The sequence below is a fragment of the Chitinophaga deserti genome, assembly GCF_003149455.1.
Classification (GTDB): Bacteria; Bacteroidota; Bacteroidia; order Chitinophagales; family Chitinophagaceae; genus Chitinophaga; species Chitinophaga deserti.
Window position 1 is genome coordinate 460,311 of record NZ_QFFK01000006.1, and the last position, 19,968, is coordinate 480,278.

Here is a 19,968-nt window from a genome sequence, read left to right on the forward strand (position 1 = left end):
AAAACGTACATTATGTATTTGCAGACAGATATACAGACGATGGAGGATTTGCGCTTGTTTTCCAAAGGAGACACACAGGGCATATACGATATATATAACCACTCGTTCACCCGTGGCGGACAGCTCATCATGGAAGCCATGTTCAAAAGGCCGCTGAGCGACAGGGAAGCGATCATCAAACGGATCAACATCATTTCCGCCTTCGCGAAAATGAAATCCGCCTTCCCGTTCGATGGCATTATGCTGGATCTCGTAGAGAAGTATATATCGTTTGATGATAACCTCGATGGCGGTTCGAAAGTGACGCTCAGCGAGAAGGAAGCACAGAACGGTATCGTGGCCGTGGTAGGGCTGTTTCATGCTCTGCGGCAATATTTAGAGTCGAAGGAGCTGGACAGGGTGCCTGAGCTGGAAGAAGAGCGCCTGGCGGCAGTGGTACTGTTGAATGATCCTGCTTTTGCGCCGGTGTTTAATGAGAAACCCAATGCACGTATATCTTTCGCCGCAGTGACTGCCTTTGATGTGCTGATCCGTACAAAGGAAAAGCAGAAGGTATTGCAGCTGCTGCAATTCATCTATCATATTGATGTGTACATTTCCGTGGCGCAGGTTACGGGGAAGCATAGCATGGTGTTTCCCACTGTACACCCGAAAGGTACCGGTATTTTAAAAGTAGCGGGTGTTTACCACCCGCTGCTTAAAAATGCCGTGGCCAATACTCTGCATATGGATCCGTCCCGCAACCTGGTTTTCCTTACAGGTGCCAATATGGCCGGGAAATCCACTTTCCTCCGTTCTTTCAGCACCGCAGTTTATATAGCACACATGGGCTTCCCCATTGCCGCTTCCGCCATGGAGTTTTCAGTACTGGATGGCGTATATACCACCATCAACCTGCCGGATAACCTCGGTATCGGCGCCAGCCATTTTTATGCAGAAGTATTGCGGGTTAAGAAAATGGGGCAGGAGCTCAGCGAAGGGAAATCGCTCTTCGTTTTGTTCGACGAATTATTCCGCGGCACAAACGTAAAAGATGCGCTGGAAGGAACCCTGGCCGTATGCAATGCTTTTACCAACCGGAAAGACAGTAAGTTCATCATCTCCTCCCATATCATAGAAGCTGCAGACGAACTGGGTAAAAAGGAAAGCGCAGCCTTCTATTACCTGCCCACCATCATGAAGGGCGCTATCCCGGAGTATACCTACACTCTACAGGAAGGGGTAACGAATGACAAACATGGTATGATCATTATCAATAACGAAGGGATTCTGGATATTCTGAGGCAGGGAAACAAAGGCGGTAAACGGTTAAATAAGCAATTATGAGTTTTAAAATAGATCGCCAGTCTGTTGGAGAGTTAAACCTCATGGGGAAATTCCGGCAGGGATCGGTGTATTACATTTTCAATAGAGTCAGGACCCGTATCGGGGAGAAGCTGATGGACGAGATGTTTTCCCATCCGCTTATAGATGCTGCTGCCATCAACCGGCGGGTGGCGGTGTTTGAGTTTTTCGGGAAAGAGAGTATTGCCTTTCCATTCGAAGCGGATCAGGTGGCGCTGATGCGGGAGTATGTCGACAGTACAGGCGGTAAGTCGCAGCTGGCAACCACGGCAGATACGTACCTCATGAAGTTGCTGGCGGGTGTGATGAAGGATGGTCGGTATAAAAACACCCTGCTGCAGTTGCAGGCAACCATAGTAACCCTGAAGAAGTGCTATGGTCTGCTGGAGCGCCTGAAGGGAGAAGATAGCCCTTTAAAGCAGCGTGTAGATACACTGCTCACGATCATGAATCACAAGGATATCCGGAAGGTGCTGGACAGCGATATCTACAAGGCAATGTCTACCCAAACGGTTGCCGAATACGACTTCCTGCTCCGTAACAAGTTTAACAATGAGATGAGAGATGTATTGCATTTCATCGCAGAAACGGATGTATACATCGCGGTTAGCCAGGTTGCACGTGAGCGGAAGTTCTGCTATGCCCGGGCAATGGAGAAGGAGCAGAACATGTTCCACGCCACCAACCTGAAGCATCCCTGTATCACCAAAGCAGTGGGGAACGATATCCTGATGAAAGAAGGCAGCAATGTGATTTTCCTCACCGGTGCCAATATGGCCGGTAAATCTACCTGGATGAAATCCATCGGCATCGGCATGTACATGGCGCATATCGGTTTTCCTGTGGCGGCTGATGATATGGTGTTTTCCGTACGTGAAGGCCTGTTTTCCAGTATCAACGTAGCCGATAACATTGCTATGGGGTACAGTCATTTCTATGCCGAGGTAGTAAGGGTAAAGGATGCCGCTCTGGCTGCCGCCACCGGCGAGCACCTGCTGCTGATGTTTGATGAGCTGTTTAAAGGTACCAACGTAAAAGATGCCTTTGATGGTACCCTGGCTGTTACCCGCGGTTTCTCCGAATACAACAATTGCCTGTTCATCGTGTCTACCCACATTATCGAAGTAGGGGAAGCACTGAAAGACCTGCCGAATGTACAGTTCCGTTTCATGCCCACTATACTGGAAGGGAATGTACCCAGGTACACTTACACATTACAGGAGGGCATTACGGAAGACCGGCAGGGGATGATGATCATCGAAAACGAAGGGATTATCCAGCTTATCAATACTATGTAACCATATCGCTCACCTGATACTGTCGCGGTCATCTGCCGCGATGGAAAGTTTCTTAAAATTACCAATAGCATGAAGCAATTGATTGCATCAGGGATGCTCATGTCCCTGCTTTCCACATCCGCGCTGGCGCAGTTACAACCTTTTACCGGGTTTACCAGGCAGGATCTGAAGGATGATTTTATATATGCTACAGACCTGTTGAAGAAACAGCACCCGAATCCTTATAAGTTTACGGATACGGCCACGTTTAACCGCAGGCTGGATTCACTGATGAACCGGCTGGATCAGGATCCGTCGCTCATGAGCGCTTTGCGGTATTCTCCCGTACAGTTGTTTAACGACGTTCACCTGAAGCTGGATTACGACGAAGAACGTGTGATAGATGTATTCTATGGCATCCATCACTTCCCGCTGGCTACCACCACATTTAAGGATAAGATCATTGTAAACGCCAAAGGCGAACCGATCCCTTTCGGCGCGGAGATCCTGAGCATTAATAAGAAAACAGCGGCCAGCCTGCTTAGTGAAATCGGATACGCTACCTATAGCGATGGTTTCATCCGCACTGGTTCAGACCGTACCGGCGTAAACCTGAGCCTGTTTATCAGCCTGGTTTTCCCCGAAGCCCCCAGCTATGAAGTAGTGTATAAAGAATACGGCGCTAAGAACACCGTTACCACACAGCTGAAAGCCGTTGATGCTAAAACAGGGTATCATAACCGTAACCTCGGAGAGCTTCCCTTTAATACCTTCCTGAAGCGTGCTTACGTAACAAAGGAATATCTGGATAATGAATCGACTGGGGTGTTAACCGTGCTCACATTCATGCTCCAGGAGAACGCTATGTATAAGGAGCTGAGTGATTTCTTCGCGGAAGTAAAGAAGCGGAATATTAAGAACGTGATTATCGATATCCGCTCAAACGGCGGCGGTAACCCCAACATGTCTGCCCTGTTGTATTCCTTCGTGGCTTTAAAGCCCTTTGATAATGTGTTCAACTACCGTACAAAAAACATCGATATCCATGATCCGGAGAACCTGCTGAACGGGTATGGCACCAAAATGGGGGAAGAAGAGATCAGGCAGACCGCGAATTTCCTGAAGCAACGCTTCGATTACGACAGTTCCGCAGGTTTTTACTACGGCAATGCCCGTCTGACGGAAGGCTCTATTGTCAACTACCCGCCGGATAAGAACAACTTTAAGGGCGACGTCTATATTCTGATCAGCGGCGGCACGGTAAGCGCGGCCACCTACTTTGCAGCGCTGGTAAAGAATAATAAGCGCGGTGTGCTGGTAGGCACGGAAACCGGCAGCGGAGAGGCTTCCACAACGGCGGCCTGGTTCAATACCTATACGCTGCCTAAAACAAAAAGCAGGCTGACGGTGCCGATGAGTGAAATATATTTCATGAAGGCCAAAGAAGACAACGGACGCGGTTGCCAGCCCGATAAAGAACTCACATTCGGGCAATTTCAGCAGTATATCCGTGCCGGTAAAGATCCCGAGATACAGTATACCCTGGATCTGATCCGGTCTGGTAAGCGTTAATATCCTGAAATCGTATCCTTTGAATACTCGTGAAACCCGGGAGGATAGTACCGTCCGTAATTCAACGTTGCTTTTATCATTCCACGTTGTACTCTCCTCCGCCAGGTAAATTAAATAGCCGCCTCAGCTTTTTGAGGCGGCTATTTTTTATCCCAAAGTTAATATTACCCCTGTTTCCTGTACACCCTGCCCGCCACAAAACAGGCTACCACCATAATCCCCACGCACCATGCCAGTCCAACCCATATTCCGCTGCCCACAGGCTGATTTGATAATAATGCACGAATGGCTTCCACGATAGGGGTAACGGGCTGGTGCTCGGCAAAGGCGCGAACCGGCCCGGGCATGGTGGCAGTGGGTACGAACGCAGAACTGATCAGCGGGAAGAAATGAATGGGATATGCTATAACGCCCGCGCCGTCTACCGAATTGGCCGATAACCCGGCAATGGCTGCAATCCACGTAAGGGCAAGGGTAAACACCCCGATAATACCAGCTACCGCCAGCCACGACATTACGCCGGCTGGTGAGCGGAAACCCATCATCAACGCCACCAATACAATCACGGTCAGGGATACCGCATTGGAGACAAGGGAGGTCAGCACATGCCCCCACAACGCGGCAGACCGGGCCACCGGCATGGAGTTAAACCGTTCGAAGATACCCCGCTGTTTATCGAGGAACAGGCGGTATGATACATAGCCTATACTGTTGGCCACCGCAATCAGCAGGATGCCGGGCAACAGGTAATTTACATAGTTGTCAGTTCCCGCCTGAATCGCACCGCCCAGAACATAAACAAACAGCAGCATCATTGCGATCGGCATGATGGTAACGGTGATAATAGTATCCAGGCTGCGGAATACATGGCGCAAACTGCGTCCGAGCATGACGCGCATATCTGAGAAATAGTGTTGCATAGTTTTATCTATTTATTGTTGCTGATTGTTGCCAATGATGGAAAGGAATATTTCTTCCAGCGTAGGCTGTTTTTCAATGTATTCGACCTTTGCGGGAGGGAACAGCTTTTTCAGCGACTCCAGCGTACCACTGACGATGATCTTACCGTCGTGAAGTATAGCGATCCGGTCTGCCAGCTGCTCCGCTTCCTCGAGATATTGCGTTGTAAGGAAAACCGTGGCGCCGCTTCGGGCCATCTCCCTGATGATCTTCCATACTTCGATCCTGGCTTCGGGGTCAAGGCCGGTAGTAGGTTCGTCGAGGAAAATGACAGGAGAGTTACCCACGAGGCTCATGGCAAGGTCGAGCCTGCGGCGCATACCCCCGGAATAGCCGGATGCACGCCGGTCTGCCGCATCTGTCAACTTGAAGCGGTGAAGTAAATCATCTGCAACCTGCCGCGGATCCTTGAGATGCCGGAGCCGGGCTATCATAATGAGGTTTTCCCGGCCGGTCAGTATCTCGTCTACGGCGGCAAACTGTCCCGTGAGGCTGATCGACTGCCGTACCAGCCCGGGCTGGGCAACCACATCGTGCCCATTCACCATAACCTGGCCGCTGTCGGGTGGCAATAGCGTGGAAAGGATGCGGATCATCGTAGTTTTACCGGATCCATTAGATCCTAAAAGGGCGAAAATGCTGCCCTTTTCCACTTCAAGATCCACTCCCTTCAGGACATGGAGGTTCCTGTAGGACTTATGCAGTCCTGTCACTTGAATTGATTTTTGCATGTATTAGGTTTTAGATGATGGAGACCTGGGAAACATCAGCGCCAATGCCTTTAAGCGCGGCATAAGTCAGCTTGTCCATTTTGGCCCCCTCGAATGAGATGGTTTTGATAGCCCTGTAGTACCTGTTGGTGAGGGTAAACGTGGGTATAAAAGATACATTGTTGAGCGTGGCCCCTTTGAACGAAACGTCATTCAGCGCAGCCTTGTCGAACCGTACGCCGGTAAAGGTCAGTCCGTCCAATACCATTTCTCTCAGATCACAATATTTGAAATCGACATCCAGGAAGGCGCATTGTTCGAAGCGCGTATTTCTCAGATCAATCATATTAAGCGTTACCCCTGTAAATGTAATATCAGAGAAGATTACTCCGGCCATGCCGGTTTTATCGAATTCTGTGCGTACCAGTGTGGTATGATGGAAACTCGATCCCGCCAGTTCCAGTACAGAAAAGCGGCAGTCGGTCAGGTTCGCGCCGTCGAAATTGGCTGCCCGTGTGTCACTTGCCCTGAACATGCTGCCGGTGAGGTCAGCACCTGAGAAATCGGCTCCGGTTAGGGTACTCGCTTCAAACCTGCCTTTATGTGCTATAACACCGGCAAAATCCCCTTTTTCATGATTGCCCGCACTAAAATTGGTCAGTAATTGCCTGCCGGAGACTGGGAGTGGGGCGGTTTTAAGGGATGGAGGAGTATGGCCCATATTTTCTTCTACCGGCTGCGAGGGTACTTCGCTGTCCGGGGTGGTAAAGCTCTCCGAGAAGTAATTAAAGTCTACCCCGAATATCTCGGCTAAACGGTTAAATGTAACTATGTCCGGCGCAGACTCCCCGCGTTCCCACTTCCCGACAGCCTGCGGACTGATAAACAGCAGCCGGGCTACCTGTGCCTGAGACATGCTCTTATCTTTTCGCGCTTTGGCAATTTTGCCGCCTATAATCCTGGAATCCATATCTGCATTTTTGGTGAGTACTTTACAGTGATGATTCGGCAAAGTTATTCCGGATCAGACCTAAAATCACTAAAAACATCGCTCCTTTTAGTTGTCTTCACACCACTTTTGGTTGTTTTTTAACAAAATACAGTTGTTTAGGAGGGGGATAAGGTAATATCAGGATATTTAGACCGGCAAAAAGACAAAAGACGCTACCTCATAGCGCCTTTTGTCTTTATTATTCCAGATAGAAGAATACGGGGGGCATAGCATGCAACGAGCGTCGAAAGTTGAGGATGCGGTGCAGATATCAGGTGGTCCATTGGAAATCCGGTTAATACTGGAATGCCACGATAGTACATAAAACACAGAAGCAGGGCTGTAATTCCCAGCTTCTGCTATCCTGTCTTTTAACCGGAATTAGTATCTGTCTTTAGGCTGGCTGCCCATTTCAAGCACCAGTTTGCCGCCATTCACAACCGAGTTGAACAGCATATGCGTATCCTTCAGCCGTTTTCCATTCAGCGTAAGCTGCTGCACATAAGCATTGGTTTTGCTGTTGTTCTTCGTCTCTATTATGAACTCCCTTCCTTTATAGTAACGGTTGTTTAGCCGGATAGTGACTTTATCGAACAGTGGGCTGCTAATTCCAAACGAAGGGGTAGTGTCAGTAAGACCTTTCACGTCAAATAAGCCAATGGAGCTGATAACGTACCAGGCGCCCAGTTGCCCCTGGTCTTCGTCCTGCCCATAGCCATAACCATGAATACCTTCAGTGCCATAAAAATCATTGAGGATGGCGCGCACCCATTTCTGGGTTAAGGAAGCATAACCGATGTCATTAAACAGCCAGGAAATATGTAAGCAGGGCTGATTGCCATGATTATAAAGTGTTTCAAGTCCTGCGAAGGCATCTATCTGCTTACCGCCCCCGAAAATCAACTTTTGCGCAACGGTAAAGATACTGTCCAGCCGCTGACTGAAAAGCGGAGGCCCAAGCTTCTCTGCCAGGCCTTTTACATCGTGTGGCACGTAAAAGGTATACTGCCAGGCGTTCCCTTCCTGGAATCCGCGCCATACCTGTAATGGATTAAAGTTTTCAATAAACTCCCCATTGGCTTTCCGCGGACGAATAAAGTTAGTGGAAGAATCGTAGAGCCGTTCCCAGCCTTTGGACAGGTACATCAGCCTGTTATAATCACTGGTTTTGTTCAGTTGTTTTGCCCATTGTGCCACTGCCCAGGCACTATATGAATATTCCAGTGTATGCGAAGCGGAGAAGCCATCCGTATCTGCGTCAACAGGAACATACCCGTATTTTGTAAACGATTTCGTGTTCATCTTACCAGCTCCTAAGGGGCGGTTGTCGCCTTCCAGTTCGTTTTTCAGGGCCGCTTCATAGGCAGTTTTCAGATCAAAATCCCGGATGCCGCATTGGTAGGCGCCTGCAAACAAGGTAGTCAACAAATTGGTACCTACCCCGGAAACATAACGGCCATTGGCCAGCCCGTCGGCCAGCCAGCCTGCATCTTTATACGTTTGTAAATGACTGCTCAGGTAATCCGACTGATATTCAGGATATACCAGCATCCACAGCTGTGAAAGGTTCCATTGTACACCCCATGCTGCATCGGTATTATAGATGTTATGAACGGGTTTATTGTTCTGTAATGGTAACTGCCCGGTTTTACCATCATTGCGCGGGTATGCACCGTTAACATCGTTGGCAAGCCCTCTTCCCAACAATGCATGGTAAAGGCCTGTATAGAATTTGATTTTATCGGCTTTGTTTGATGTTTCCACACGGATCCGTCCTAAATAATCTTCCCAGACTTTACCGGCATTTTCCTTAGCCTGGTCAAAATTGAGGTTGGCTGCTTCCTTCAGCAGGTTCAGGCGTGCGTTGGCAACCGAAGTGTAAGACAGGCCCGTCTTAACCGTAATGGTTTCAGGGGTGTTGGATCCAAAAGTCAGGTACATGCCGGCACCCGCACCTGAAACTTCGGTTTTTCCTGGCTGTACATCGTTGCCCTTAAAAGTACCCCAGGAGGCAGGAGCATGATCGGTAACGGCAGAAAAATAGAGCGTAACGGTTGCGCCCGGCTGGTATTTTTTTACGTATTCCGGCTCGGTGATTACCCAGCCTTCAATCCGGCCATCACTCGTTTTAGTGACGTATGCGTCTTTCACCCGTCCGCTTTCGCCCTGCTGGTTGCCGATGTCGAACAGGATATGATGCGCTGCACCTGCAGGGTAGCTGTACCGCTGAAAGGCAACGCGTGGTGTGGCGGTCAGTTCTGCTTTAATTTGATAATCTTTCAGGAGTACGGAGTAGTAGCCTGCTGTGGCAATTTCATCCGAACGGTCGAAGCGCGAGCGGTAGCCCTTGCCGGTTGTATCATTAACCGTACCGGGGATGGTTTTGAGCTTACCGGTAGCGGGCATCAGCACAATTCCGCCAACCTGGAACTCATGCAGGCAGGGGAAGCCTTCAATTGTTTTATCCCTGTAATCATATCCGGTAGCTTCCCATCCGCTTTTGTTACCCAGATGCCCGTTGGTGGAAGGGGCAGGTTTGGCCATCCCAAACGGCATGGCTCCCGGGGTAAAGTGAAACCAGCGGGCATGCGCAGTACCTATTCTGGGATCCACATACTGAGATAAAGCTTCCTGGGTAGCATTTGGTCCCTTATATCCACCAGTTAAAACCTTCCTGGAACAGGAGAATAATAGCAGCGAAAACAACACGCCCAGACTATAGCAGCTTTTTACATTCATACGGTTTTAATTATTTGAATACGTATGTAAAAGTATTTTGTTGCTGTTGGAGATAAAAGTACATTTATCACTATTTACTTATACTATCTTACGATTTTTTTGATGAAAAAGATAAAGGAAGGTTTTAAGGGGGAGCGGAGCATTTCATTGCCCGAAGAGCTGTTACAAACCTATTGTGAAGAGCCGCTGATCAATAATCTGTATGTGCGTAAGATCGGCTACTTCCCGAAAGTAAAGTTTCATTATGTTCAGAAAACCAATAAGTGCGACTATGCCCTGCTCATATACTGTACGGAAGGGAAAGGGTGGTATTCCATTTATGGTCAGAAGTATACGATATCAGCCAACCAGTTCATCATAATTCCTGCAGAAACCGATTATGCTTTTGGTGCGGATGCAGATGATCCATGGACTATCTACTGGCTGCAGTTCCGCGGGCAGCTGAGTAAGAGTTTTGTACCGGTTAAAGCTAACCCGGTCACTATTTTGCCTGATGAACATTCCCGGCTGCAGGATCGTATTAGGCTGTTTGAAGAAATTTACAGCCGGTTTTCAATGGGGTACATTAAAGAGTATATGATCTATGCTTCCATGTGCCTCTATACATTTCTGGCTTCATTTGTTTACCTGAACGCCTATCAGCATTTCACGGTCAGGTCGCGGAAAGAGTATCCTTTTTCTGCCAAGGTCATCTATTATATGCAGGAGAATATAGAGCGCAACCTGGATCTGGATCAGATTGCGCGGTACTTTAAATACTCGCAATCTCATTTTTCCATGCTTTTCCAGAAAGAAACAGGCATATCACCCATTAATTTCTTCATCAATCTGAAGATTCAGAAAGCCTGTGAATACATTGAGCTGACTAATCTTAAACTGCACGAAATCGCTAACCGCCTCGGGTTTGAGGAACCGGCGTACTTTTCCCGCGTTTTCACGAAAGTAATGGGGTTATCGCCATCGGCTTACAGAAAGAATGAGACGGAGGTATAATTGAATGTTCTACCTGTTATTTAGCAGGCGCGATGCCGCCTTTATTAATCCATTCATCCCAGGCAGCTACAAATTCATTATAAGGTACCGGTGGCGGTTTACGGCCTTCACCCATGTTCCAGCCGGCTTTAACAAGGGTATCCCGGGCGTGTTCGATTAATTGCGCCCTCGTTTTATGGCCGTTCTTATTGTAGTCCATTATTTGTAAAGCGAGTTCTCTGGCAGATTTGCCTTCGAACACCATTTTCATATCAGCGGGAGGGAGTGCCCATTTGGGATTACCGGGCGGGGTATTGAGGCCCGGCGAATTGGTGGGTTGATGGCAATTGGAGCATTTCATGGAATACAACCCTTTTCCATCGTGCCCTCGTACGGGAGACATGGCGTGCAGGTGGCTGTCGTCGCCCTGGAGTGGAATATCACCGGCAGGATGGCAGTTCATACACCGCGGACTCATCAGCACCTTATACACCTTCTCGAAGGCCGTTACTGAGGCAATACTGTCTGCCTGACTGATGTTGTCATGCTTAACGACTATTGTTTCATTTTCGCTGTTCAGCCCGCTTGCAGACAATCCGATAACTGTCGCAACAACTATTGTGGTAATAATGAGCTTTGGATGTTGAATAAAAGACTTTTTCCCAGGTGCTTTTTCCATCAGTTTGTTGTTTATGTTATTCCGGTGTAGCGGTGTATTTACTTTGAATCTTTGCTTTGCATTTTAGCTGCAAGGTGTATCGCCTTATGGATGCGCATATAAGTGCCGCAACGGCAAATATTTCCTTCCATGGCCATATCGATATCCTTGTCGGTAGGGTTTTTATTCTCTTTCAGCAATACTGCTGCAGACATGATTTGGCCTGCCTGGCAATATCCGCATTGAGAAACATCCAGCTCCAGCCATGCTTTTTGCAATGGGTGATCGTTGTTGGGAGACAGGCCTTCGATGGTAACTACCTGCTGCCCGGCCGCCCTGCTTACCTTGGTCACGCACGACCGCACGGCTTCCCCGTTCAGGTGAACTACACAGGCCCCGCATTGCGCCACACCACATCCGTATTTCGTTCCCACAAGGCCAATTACATCCCTTAGCGCCCATAGCAAGGGGGTATTCGGATCAATGTCCAGCTCGTAGGATTTCTTATTGATATTTAATTTGATCATAGTCGATAATTGATGAAGTACTATTAACCTAAACGTTTTTTATTATCCAGCGTACTGCCGGGCTGTGGGATCTGTTCATGGAAAGGCTGGTCGTAATACCTTTTGTTGGTGGCTTTAAACAATGCATTGGCTACGGCACCGAAAACAGGGGGGAAGGGAGGCTCTCCCAATCCGGTGGGATCGATGTCGTTTTGAACGAAATGCACTTCGATCTTTTTAGGCGCTTCGCTGTGCCTTATCATCCGGTAATTATTAAAATTGTTTTGCTCCGGTGCACCCTCTTTATGGCTCAGCCTGCCATAGAATGCATTCCCGATTCCATCTACCACAGCACCTTCAACCATGTTCGACGCGGCGTCCGGATTAATGACGATGCCACAGTCTACCGCGCTGTACACCCTTTCCACATACGGCGCCCCATTTTTCATCACAATATCCACTACGTGGGCTGCATAGGAATTATGGCAGAAATAGGCGGCAACACCCCGGCTGTACTTTTTGTTTTCCGGTTTGCCCCATCCTGATTTTTCTTTCACCAGTTTCAATATACCTGCATACCTGTCCGGGTCGTAATCATTGTTTTTACCAACGGGATTATCTTTGGCTCTTTTCAGCAGTTCCAGCCGTAGTTCAATGGGATCTTTACCCATAGCAACTGCCAGTTCGTCTAAGAACGATTGCTCTGCGGCAGCATTGAAATTGGAACGTGGCGCCCTAAAGGCCCCGATGGTGATATTGGATGGAATCTGCCAGCCTTCTGCAAGATAATTATCAACAGCGCCGGCAGGGAACCTGTTGGCGTGAATGGCGTGTTCGGGAATACCACCCCCTTTCACATGAAAGCCTATGAGGTTTTTATTGGCATCCAGTGCTGCCCGGTAAGTGGCGGTGTACATGGGGCGGTAGATGCCGTAGGTCATATCATCTTCACGGGAGTATATCAGCTGGATGGGTGCTTTTGCTTTTTTCGAGATCAGGGCTGCTTCATGCAGGTAATGGCCGTAAGCCCTGCGGCCAAAGCCACCGCCCATGCGAGTCATCTGTATCTCGATCTTCTCAGGTGGGAGGTTTAATAGTTTAGCGAGGGTTGGTTCCGTCCATGCAGGTGCCTGTAAGGGCCCTGCCAGCAAGGCTTTTTCATCGGTAACATGCGCAAAGAAGTTCATGGGCTCCATGCAGTTATGCGCGAGGAACGGGGCATTGTAAGTACGTTCTATCACCTGTGCGGCGTTTTTGAAGGCTGCTTCCGGGTCGCCGTCCTTTCTCAGCTGCTGGGCGGGTTTCTGAGCGTATTCCTTCATTTTCTCCAGCTGTGCAGTGGTGGTTTCCAGCGCTCCGGGTACTATCACTTCTCTTTTGGTACCCCTGCCGGCAATCGTGTCTTTTGTGTCGCCGGTCGCTTCCCATTGCACGATGAGCTTTTTACGGGCATTCATTACTTCCCAGGTAGTATTACCAACCACAACCAGCAGATCGTTGAAGGAACGGGTATCAAACCCTCCTTGTTCAAAACCATCTTCATACAGTTTAAGCGTGAAAACGTCTTTGATCCCTGGCATTTTAAGGGCCTGGGAAGCATCGAATGACTGCAGTTTCATGCCGAATGCCGGGGGATGTTGTATCATGGCATACAGCATTCCTTCCTGCCTGTAATCCAGTCCAAAAAGGGGTTTGCCGGTAACGATCTTCTGACCTTCAACATTCTTCTGAGAGTTGCGTACCACTTTGAAGTCTTTGGCCGCTTTTAACGCCATCCCTTTGGGAATGGGGTATGTGGCCGCTTTAGACGCGAGGCTGCCATAGTTGGCTGACTTGCCGCTTTTGGCATGGGAGATAATGCCGTTTTGGGCCGTCAGTTCTTCAACCGGTACGCCCCAGGTTTCTGCGGCTGCCTGCAGCAGCATATGACGGGCTGCGGCGCCAGCTTCCCGGAGTGGCTTCCAGTACATCCGCACTGAATTACTGCCGCCGGTAAACTGAGGCCCGAGCTTCACATTGTCGTGCGGGCCCATTTCCACTACTATCTTTTTCCAGTCGGCCTCCAGCTCTTCGGCCACTATCATGGGGAGAGAGGTCATCACATTCTGGCCAAATTCCGGATTGGGATTGAGGATCTTTATGATATTATCAGGCGTGATCTTGATATAGCCGGTCAGTTCATGCCATTGCTCCGGCAATGCGATGCCCTTAGGGGTATCTGCCAGTCCTGCCCGGGATAGCCAGGTGAAACTGATCATAAGGCCGCCCCCGGCTAATAAAGATGACTTTAAAAATGATCGCCTGCTTTGGGTTGACTTTGATTGTTCCATTATCAGAAATTATAGTTTTAGGCAAAAGTTTCCATTCAGCATGAAGGCCGTTATTTGCACAAGATCAAGTTACCAAAATATTCTCCGCACGGTTGTATATGTATTACTTATTTTCCTACCAATATTACGGTTTGGCGAAGAACGGGAACATCGCCAGCCAGGAATTCATTAGATTTGGTAACGTCACCCACCGGTGTTGAAGGGTATACTTAAATTTACAAAACAGTCCTGATATTAGGATGAAAGAGATCCTGGAAATCATTCAGTCTTATCATACAGCCCGCCAGGCGCAAATGCAGGCTGTGCTGGCCACAGTAGTAAGGGTGGAAGGCTCTTCCTACCGCCGGCCCGGAGCACGCATGCTGGTGACGGAAGACGGAAGCCTTACCGGCGCTATCAGCGGTGGCTGCCTGGAGGGCGATGCGCTCCGGAAAGCCCTGCTGGCCATTCAGCAACGGCAGAATAAACTGATCACCTACGATACCAGCAATCCTGATGATGCCGAATTCGGCGTTCAGCTCGGCTGTAATGGTATCGTGCATATTTTATTCGAATACATCGACCCGGATAAGCCCGACAATGCCATGGCATTGCTGGCACGCCTAACGGAAGACCGCAGGGAGGCCGCACTGGTCACCCTTTATTCGCTGGACCGCCGGGCGCCCCAGCCGGGTACCGTCTTATGCTGGAAGGGAGGTAAAGGGTATGGTGCAGGCATTCCCGGTACTGACCTGTCCGCTGCCTTGGCAAGCGTGCTGGAAGGAAAACGGACTGTTATCCGGAAGATCTCCACGGGAGGCGATGGGGCAGAGGCACTGCTGGAATATGTGGCACCTCCGGTTTCGCTTATCGTGGCCGGCGCCGGGAACGATGTGAAGCCCCTGGTGGAAGCGGCCTCCCTGCTGGGATGGGAAGTGACCGTGGCCGACGGCCGCGCAACCCATGCACAGGCCCGCAGGTTTCCCCGGGCGAAACAAGTACTGCTGGCAAAGCCGGAAGAATTGACCAGCCTGTTAACCATCGACGAATCAACCGTATTCGTACTGATGACGCATAACTACAAGTACGATCTGGCACTATTGAAAGTACTCCCGGCAACTGCCACACCTTATATCGGCATCCTGGGCCCGGCAACCAAAATGAACCGGATGCTGGAAGAGCTTTCATCAGCAGGAATAAGCCTCACTCCCGAACAACAGCAACGCGTTTATGGTCCCGTAGGACTGGACATTGGAGCCGAAACCTCCGATGAGATCGCTATTGCCGTGATCGCGGAAATAAAGGCCGTATTAACCGGAAAATCAGGAACTTCACTTAAATACCGTAAAGAGAAAATCCATAAGGATACAATTGTATTACCATAAGTATCATCATGATTGAAGACCGCTTTGGACGTGTACACGATTACCTGCGCCTGTCGCTGACGGATAACTGCAACCTGCGTTGCTTTTATTGCATGCCGGAGGAAAATTATGCCTTTGCGCCCCATGCCCGGCTTATGCAGCCAGCGGAGATCGATCACCTCGCCAGGGTCTTCGTTGATCAGGGCGTCCGTAAAATCCGGCTGACGGGCGGCGAACCGCTTGTCAGGAAAGACGCCCCTGCCATCATCCGGGCATTGGCCGAACTTCCGGTACAACTGGCCTGTACTACCAACGGCATCCGGGTAGATGAAATGATATCCGATATCGAAGCCGCGGGGTTTGCGGGTATCAACGTCAGTCTCGATACCCTGCAGGCCGGTAAGTTCTTTAAAATCACACGGCGGGATCTCTTTCACCGTGTCAGGAACAATATCAGTCTTTTACTGGAACGGGGTATCCGTACCAAGATCAACGTTGTGGTCATGAAAGGGCTGAACGATGATGAGATCAACGATTTCATTGCCCTTACGCGGGAATGGCCGGTGGAAGTGCGGTTTATTGAATTTATGCCCTTCAGTGGTAACCGGTGGACGAGCAACCAGGTATTCACCTACCGTGAAATACTGGAAGCAGTGAACGCAGAATATGAAACGAACCCCTTGCCGGCAGAACCCAATGAAACGGCCCGGCGGTTTTCCATACCCGGTCACCAGGGGAATTTTTCCGTTATCAGTACTATGACGGCCCCGTTCTGCGCAGGCTGTAACCGTATACGCCTCACGGCCGACGGTAAACTGAAGAACTGCCTGTTCTCCAAATCGGAAACGGACCTTCTTTCGGCGCTGCGCCGCGGGGAAGATGTATTGCTGCTTATTATGGAGAACATCCGCGCTAAAGCCCGCGAACTGGGCGGACAAATGACTGGTAATTTTGAGAATCTCGATGCACGGTCTATTGAAAACCGGAGCATGATAAACATAGGCGGATGACATTTCAGACAGGTATCATCATTCTGGCAGCCGGGGGCTCCTCACGCATGGGGCAGCCCAAGCAGCTGATGCACTTCGGGGGTAAAAGCCTTGTTCGCCGGGTAACAGATGCTGCGCTCGCAGTTGAACAGCATCTGGTTATAGTAGTTACTGGTGCCGATGCCGGTGCTGTGGAACAGGAACTGGCGGAAACCGGGGTGCAGCTGGTCACCAATCCCGGGTGGCAATCCGGTATGGCCTCCTCCATCCGTGTGGGGTTATTGTCGCTGCTGGATGCTGAGCCGGAATTAGCTGCCTGCATACTCGCCGTTTGCGACCAGCCTTTCATCAGTGCCGCCGTCTTCGAAGGCCTGAAATCAACGCAACGCTCTTCCGGCAAGGGGATCGCAGCATCTGGCTACGATAATACCTATGGTACCCCGGTGCTGTTCACACGGGCATATTTTAAACAGCTGTTGCAACTGGAAGGACAGGAAGGCGCGAAGAAATTGATCAGGCAGCATGAAGATGATACCGCCATTTACCCGTTTGAAGAAGGCCGTATCGATATTGATACAATGGCAGAATATAATAAGCTGACCGGCAATTAATGTATGATCTCTGGTATGGAATTGTTTTACATCGTTTTGTTCATTGTAGCGTTCCTCTATGCATCTGTAGGGCATGGCGGGGCGAGCGGTTACCTGGCGCTGATGGCGCTTTACGGTGTGGCGCCGCAGGAAATGAAGCCTACGGCATTGGTGCTGAACCTGTTCGTGTCAGTGATTTCGTTCCTCCAATACTATTCCGGCGGGCATTTCAAAGCCCGGATATTTATACCGATAGCACTGGCTTCCATACCCTGCGCTTTCCTCGGCGGGATGCTGAACGTGGATGTGGTGGTTTATAAGCGGATGCTTGGAGTACTGCTGCTGTTCCCCGTTTTCCGTTTCTTTTTCTTTAAAAACGTGGAGGATAGCGAGCTGAAGAAGCCGGACCTTACCATTTCCCTGGCTGCCGGGGCCGTTATAGGCCTGTTGTCGGGCATGATAGGGATCGGTGGGGGCATCATCCTTTCCCCGGTTCTTATCCTGCTGAAATGGACCAACCAGAAGCAAACTGCGGCCATCAGCGCAGCGTTTATATTCGTGAATTCCGTAGCCGGACTCGGTGGTATGCTGACGCAAGGGGTTACTTTTACGGCGGGCATGTGGTCGTACATTGCCGTGGCATTCGCAGGCGGATTGTTGGGGGCTTACATCGGTGCCAAAAAGTTCAATCATGAAATACTGAAGTATGTATTAGCCACCGTGTTGCTGGTTGCAGCTTATAAGTTATTGTTTACAGGCGGTTAATTGTTAAATTGTAATGCTATGAAGGTAAAACTAACTGCTTTTGGCGCATTGACGGACATCCTCGATAAACATTCGGAACTTGAGGCTACGGATACGGATGAGCTGTTGAAAGTACTGAAAGCCAGATTTCCCGCACTTACAACGCAAAAGATCCTGGTTGCCGTTAATCAGCAGATCGTGAAGAATAACATACCCCTGAATGATAACGACGAGGTGGCGCTGATGCCCCCATATTCCGGCGGGTGATACTATCCATTTAACTGATAACAGTAATTACATGAGCAGGGAAAAGAAACAGATTTTCATGGAAGGTGCAATCTCTCCGGCATTCATCGCGGATGCCATCGCTAAGCATTCTTCTAAAACGGATATAGGTGCGCATAGTATTTTCCTGGGGCAGGTAAGGGCCGACCAGATCAACGGTAAGGCCGTACGCGCCATCGAATACACTACCTACAAGGATCTTGCACTGGATAAAATGCATGAGATCCGGGAAGGGACCTTTGAGAAATACGCACTTACCTGTATGCATGTATATCACAGTTTAGGCACGGTAGCAGCCGGGGAAATCTGCCTGTTCGTATTCACCTCGTCCAAACACCGGAAAATGGCGATTGACGCCTGTGAGGAAGTAGTGGAGCGCATCAAGCAGGAACTTCCGGTATGGGGGAAGGAATTATTCGAAGATGAAACCCATCAGTGGAAAGTAAATCAATAACAGGCAATATTCCTTCAGGTAAGCCGGCCGACCAATAACTTCACCCGCCCGATGGTTTCCGCAATTTCCGGTTCGGTCGTAAACCTCCCAAGGCTGAAACGGATTGATGAAAGCGCGTCCTGGTCGCTGAGGCCCATCGCTTTCAGGACATGCGATGGATGGGTGGTTGCCGCTGTACAGGCAGAGCCGCTGGAAACAGATATATGCTGCAGCGCAAGGATCAGTTGATCCGCATTCACACCCGGGAAACAAATATTTGTAGTATTATAAAGCCGCTGCCCGGGATGGCCGTTCACAAATGCTCCGGCGACCGTAAGCAATTCCTTCTCCAGCTGGTCCCGCAGGTTCCCGATACGGGCAGCATCTTCCGCCATCTCAGCCTGAGCCACCTCCGCAGCTTTCCCCATCCCAACAATGCCCGGCACATTGAGCGTGCCGCTCCTGAACCCTTTCTGATGACCACCGCCATGCATCTGGGCTGATAGTAACTTCTTTACTCCCGGAGACATCCACAATGCACCGCTGCCTTTAGGGCCATAGAATTTATGTGCCGATAACGCCAAGAGATCAATCCCCGGTTCCCGGACATTAACCGGAATTTTCCCCACCGCCTGCGTTGCATCGCAAAGCATCAGTGCGCCACGGGCATGCGCGATCCCGCTAATGTTCCGGATAGGATGTATGACGCCGGTTTCGTTATTCGCCAGCATAACCGATACACAGAGGGTATCTTCCGTTACTGCATTTTCCAATTCAACTTCATTTACGAGTCCTTCCGCATCCACCGGTACCCGGGTGATGCGGAAGCCCTGTTCTTCTAGGAAGCGGCAGGTGTCGAGTACGGCTTTGTGCTCGGTAGTAACAGTAACGATGTGGTTCCTTTCTGTGGATTGCAGGCCTTTCAGCGCCAGATTGATGGATTCTGTTGCGCCGGAAGTATGTAGTATGTCATTTGGACTGGCACCAATAAGCGCGGCGAGCTGTTCACTTGCATTTTCCACCACTTCCCGCACCACTAAGCCGGATAAATGCACGCTGTTTGCATTCGCAAAGTGCGTTCTGAAGTATGGCAGCATCGCTTCCAGCACCCGCTCATCCAGCGGAGTGGTTGCGTTATAATCCAGGTATATTGGCGTTGCGGACATTAGTTTGTTATTGTTCCGGAATTCAACCGGCATACTGCGTGAATTTACCACATAAAATCAGGAATTATGCCCTCTTTGCCTGCTGCCAGGGCGGTAAACAAAATTCCTCAATCCTGACCATGATGCTTTGTAGTTACAATTCAAAAGTAAGTTTTGCAGGAATGCGGTTAAAAGCAAATGGCCATTTTGGCCGCAAATGACCGTTTTGGCCGTTAAGCGGCCGGTTGATTCCTGTCTTATTTCAAAATTGGCTTTACAGTTTAGGGATTTAATAACGTTTAAATTAAATTTCCTTTATGAAGAAGACGCAGGGCAGAAAAAGCCAATATTCAGATTCAGAGCGCATAGCGATAGCCCAG

General features: G+C 49.6%; 18 protein-coding genes. 10 read left to right on the top strand and 8 right to left on the bottom strand.

Annotation, left to right across the window (positions count from 1 at the left end):
• Positions 1 to 12: 12 nt before the first annotated feature.
• From DEV76_RS16465 to DEV76_RS16475, 3 genes are all read left to right on the top strand, one after another.
• The gene (locus DEV76_RS16465; RefSeq protein WP_109699000.1) at positions 13 to 1,326 is read left to right on the top strand and encodes a MutS-related protein; all 1,314 of its coding nucleotides are present in this window, start codon (positions 13 to 15) and stop codon (positions 1,324 to 1,326) included.
• Positions 1,323 to 2,642 (top strand): MutS-related protein, encoded by a 1,320-nt coding sequence (locus tag DEV76_RS16470; protein ID WP_109699001.1) that lies wholly within the window; start codon positions 1,323 to 1,325, stop codon positions 2,640 to 2,642. The genes DEV76_RS16465 and DEV76_RS16470 overlap by 4 nt, the downstream gene beginning before the upstream one ends.
• 69 nt (positions 2,643 to 2,711) lie before the next feature.
• Entirely contained in the window at positions 2,712 to 4,193 is a 1,482-nt protein-coding gene (locus DEV76_RS16475; RefSeq protein WP_109699002.1) for a S41 family peptidase, read from the top strand.
• 164 nt (positions 4,194 to 4,357) lie between these two features.
• On the opposite strand, the gene DEV76_RS16480 is transcribed toward DEV76_RS16475, so the two are convergent.
• The 4 genes from DEV76_RS16480 to DEV76_RS16495 form a co-directional block, all read right to left on the bottom strand.
• Complete coding sequence (locus DEV76_RS16480; protein WP_232826967.1) at positions 4,358 to 5,113, bottom strand: ABC transporter permease; 756 nt, start codon at positions 5,111 to 5,113, stop codon at positions 4,358 to 4,360.
• Between the two features lie 12 nt (positions 5,114 to 5,125).
• Complete coding sequence (locus DEV76_RS16485) at positions 5,126 to 5,884, bottom strand: ABC transporter ATP-binding protein (protein ID WP_109699004.1); 759 nt, start codon at positions 5,882 to 5,884, stop codon at positions 5,126 to 5,128.
• A gap of 10 nt (positions 5,885 to 5,894) precedes the next feature.
• Positions 5,895 to 6,833 (bottom strand): pentapeptide repeat-containing protein, encoded by a 939-nt coding sequence (locus tag DEV76_RS16490; protein WP_109699041.1) that lies wholly within the window; start codon positions 6,831 to 6,833, stop codon positions 5,895 to 5,897.
• Between the two features lie 402 nt (positions 6,834 to 7,235).
• Positions 7,236 to 9,593, bottom strand: a complete 2,358-nt coding sequence (locus DEV76_RS16495) for a GH92 family glycosyl hydrolase (protein ID WP_109699005.1) — start codon at positions 9,591 to 9,593, stop codon at positions 7,236 to 7,238.
• A gap of 102 nt (positions 9,594 to 9,695) precedes the next feature.
• On the opposite strand from DEV76_RS16495, the gene DEV76_RS16500 reads away from it, so the two are divergent.
• Positions 9,696 to 10,586, top strand: a complete 891-nt coding sequence (locus DEV76_RS16500) for an AraC family transcriptional regulator (protein ID WP_109699006.1) — start codon at positions 9,696 to 9,698, stop codon at positions 10,584 to 10,586.
• A gap of 16 nt (positions 10,587 to 10,602) precedes the next feature.
• On the opposite strand, the gene DEV76_RS16505 is transcribed toward DEV76_RS16500, so the two are convergent.
• From DEV76_RS16505 to DEV76_RS16515, 3 genes are read right to left on the bottom strand one after another with little or no spacing between them, the layout of a single operon-like run.
• Positions 10,603 to 11,244: a hypothetical protein gene (locus tag DEV76_RS16505; RefSeq protein ID WP_198652095.1), complete on the bottom strand. Its 642-nt coding sequence runs from the start codon at positions 11,242 to 11,244 to the stop codon at positions 10,603 to 10,605.
• 38 nt (positions 11,245 to 11,282) lie between these two features.
• Positions 11,283 to 11,750 carry a (2Fe-2S)-binding protein gene (locus DEV76_RS16510; protein ID WP_109699007.1) on the bottom strand — a complete coding sequence of 156 codons (468 nt, stop codon included), beginning with the start codon at positions 11,748 to 11,750 and terminating at the stop codon, positions 11,283 to 11,285.
• Positions 11,751 to 11,773: 23 nt separating this feature from the next.
• Positions 11,774 to 13,987 (bottom strand): xanthine dehydrogenase family protein molybdopterin-binding subunit, encoded by a 2,214-nt coding sequence (locus DEV76_RS16515; RefSeq protein ID WP_232826968.1) that lies wholly within the window; start codon positions 13,985 to 13,987, stop codon positions 11,774 to 11,776.
• Positions 13,988 to 14,298: 311 nt separating this feature from the next.
• On the opposite strand from DEV76_RS16515, the gene DEV76_RS16520 reads away from it, so the two are divergent.
• From DEV76_RS16520 to DEV76_RS16545, 6 genes are read left to right on the top strand one after another with little or no spacing between them, the layout of a single operon-like run.
• Positions 14,299 to 15,423: an XdhC family protein gene (locus DEV76_RS16520; RefSeq protein ID WP_109699009.1), complete on the top strand. Its 1,125-nt coding sequence runs from the start codon at positions 14,299 to 14,301 to the stop codon at positions 15,421 to 15,423.
• 8 nt (positions 15,424 to 15,431) lie between these two features.
• Positions 15,432 to 16,412, top strand: coding sequence for a GTP 3',8-cyclase MoaA (moaA, locus tag DEV76_RS16525; RefSeq protein WP_109699010.1), 981 nt, complete (start codon positions 15,432 to 15,434; stop codon positions 16,410 to 16,412).
• Positions 16,409 to 17,002, top strand: coding sequence for a nucleotidyltransferase family protein (locus tag DEV76_RS16530; RefSeq protein WP_109699011.1), 594 nt, complete (start codon positions 16,409 to 16,411; stop codon positions 17,000 to 17,002). The genes moaA and DEV76_RS16530 overlap by 4 nt, the downstream gene beginning before the upstream one ends.
• Before the next feature lie 15 nt (positions 17,003 to 17,017).
• On the top strand, positions 17,018 to 17,746 hold the full coding sequence (locus DEV76_RS16535) for a sulfite exporter TauE/SafE family protein (protein WP_109699042.1): 729 nt from the start codon (positions 17,018 to 17,020) through the stop codon (positions 17,744 to 17,746).
• A gap of 18 nt (positions 17,747 to 17,764) precedes the next feature.
• On the top strand, positions 17,765 to 17,992 hold the full coding sequence (locus tag DEV76_RS16540; protein ID WP_109699012.1) for a MoaD/ThiS family protein: 228 nt from the start codon (positions 17,765 to 17,767) through the stop codon (positions 17,990 to 17,992).
• A gap of 31 nt (positions 17,993 to 18,023) precedes the next feature.
• The gene (locus DEV76_RS16545) at positions 18,024 to 18,464 is read left to right on the top strand and encodes a molybdenum cofactor biosynthesis protein MoaE (RefSeq protein ID WP_109699013.1); all 441 of its coding nucleotides are present in this window, start codon (positions 18,024 to 18,026) and stop codon (positions 18,462 to 18,464) included.
• Between the two features lie 14 nt (positions 18,465 to 18,478).
• Here DEV76_RS16545 and DEV76_RS16550 read toward each other — a convergent pair whose 3' ends face one another.
• A complete protein-coding gene (locus DEV76_RS16550) occupies positions 18,479 to 19,609 on the bottom strand; it encodes a cysteine desulfurase family protein (RefSeq protein ID WP_109699043.1) in 1,131 nt (376 codons plus the stop codon).
• Positions 19,610 to 19,968: the final 359 nt, after the last annotated feature.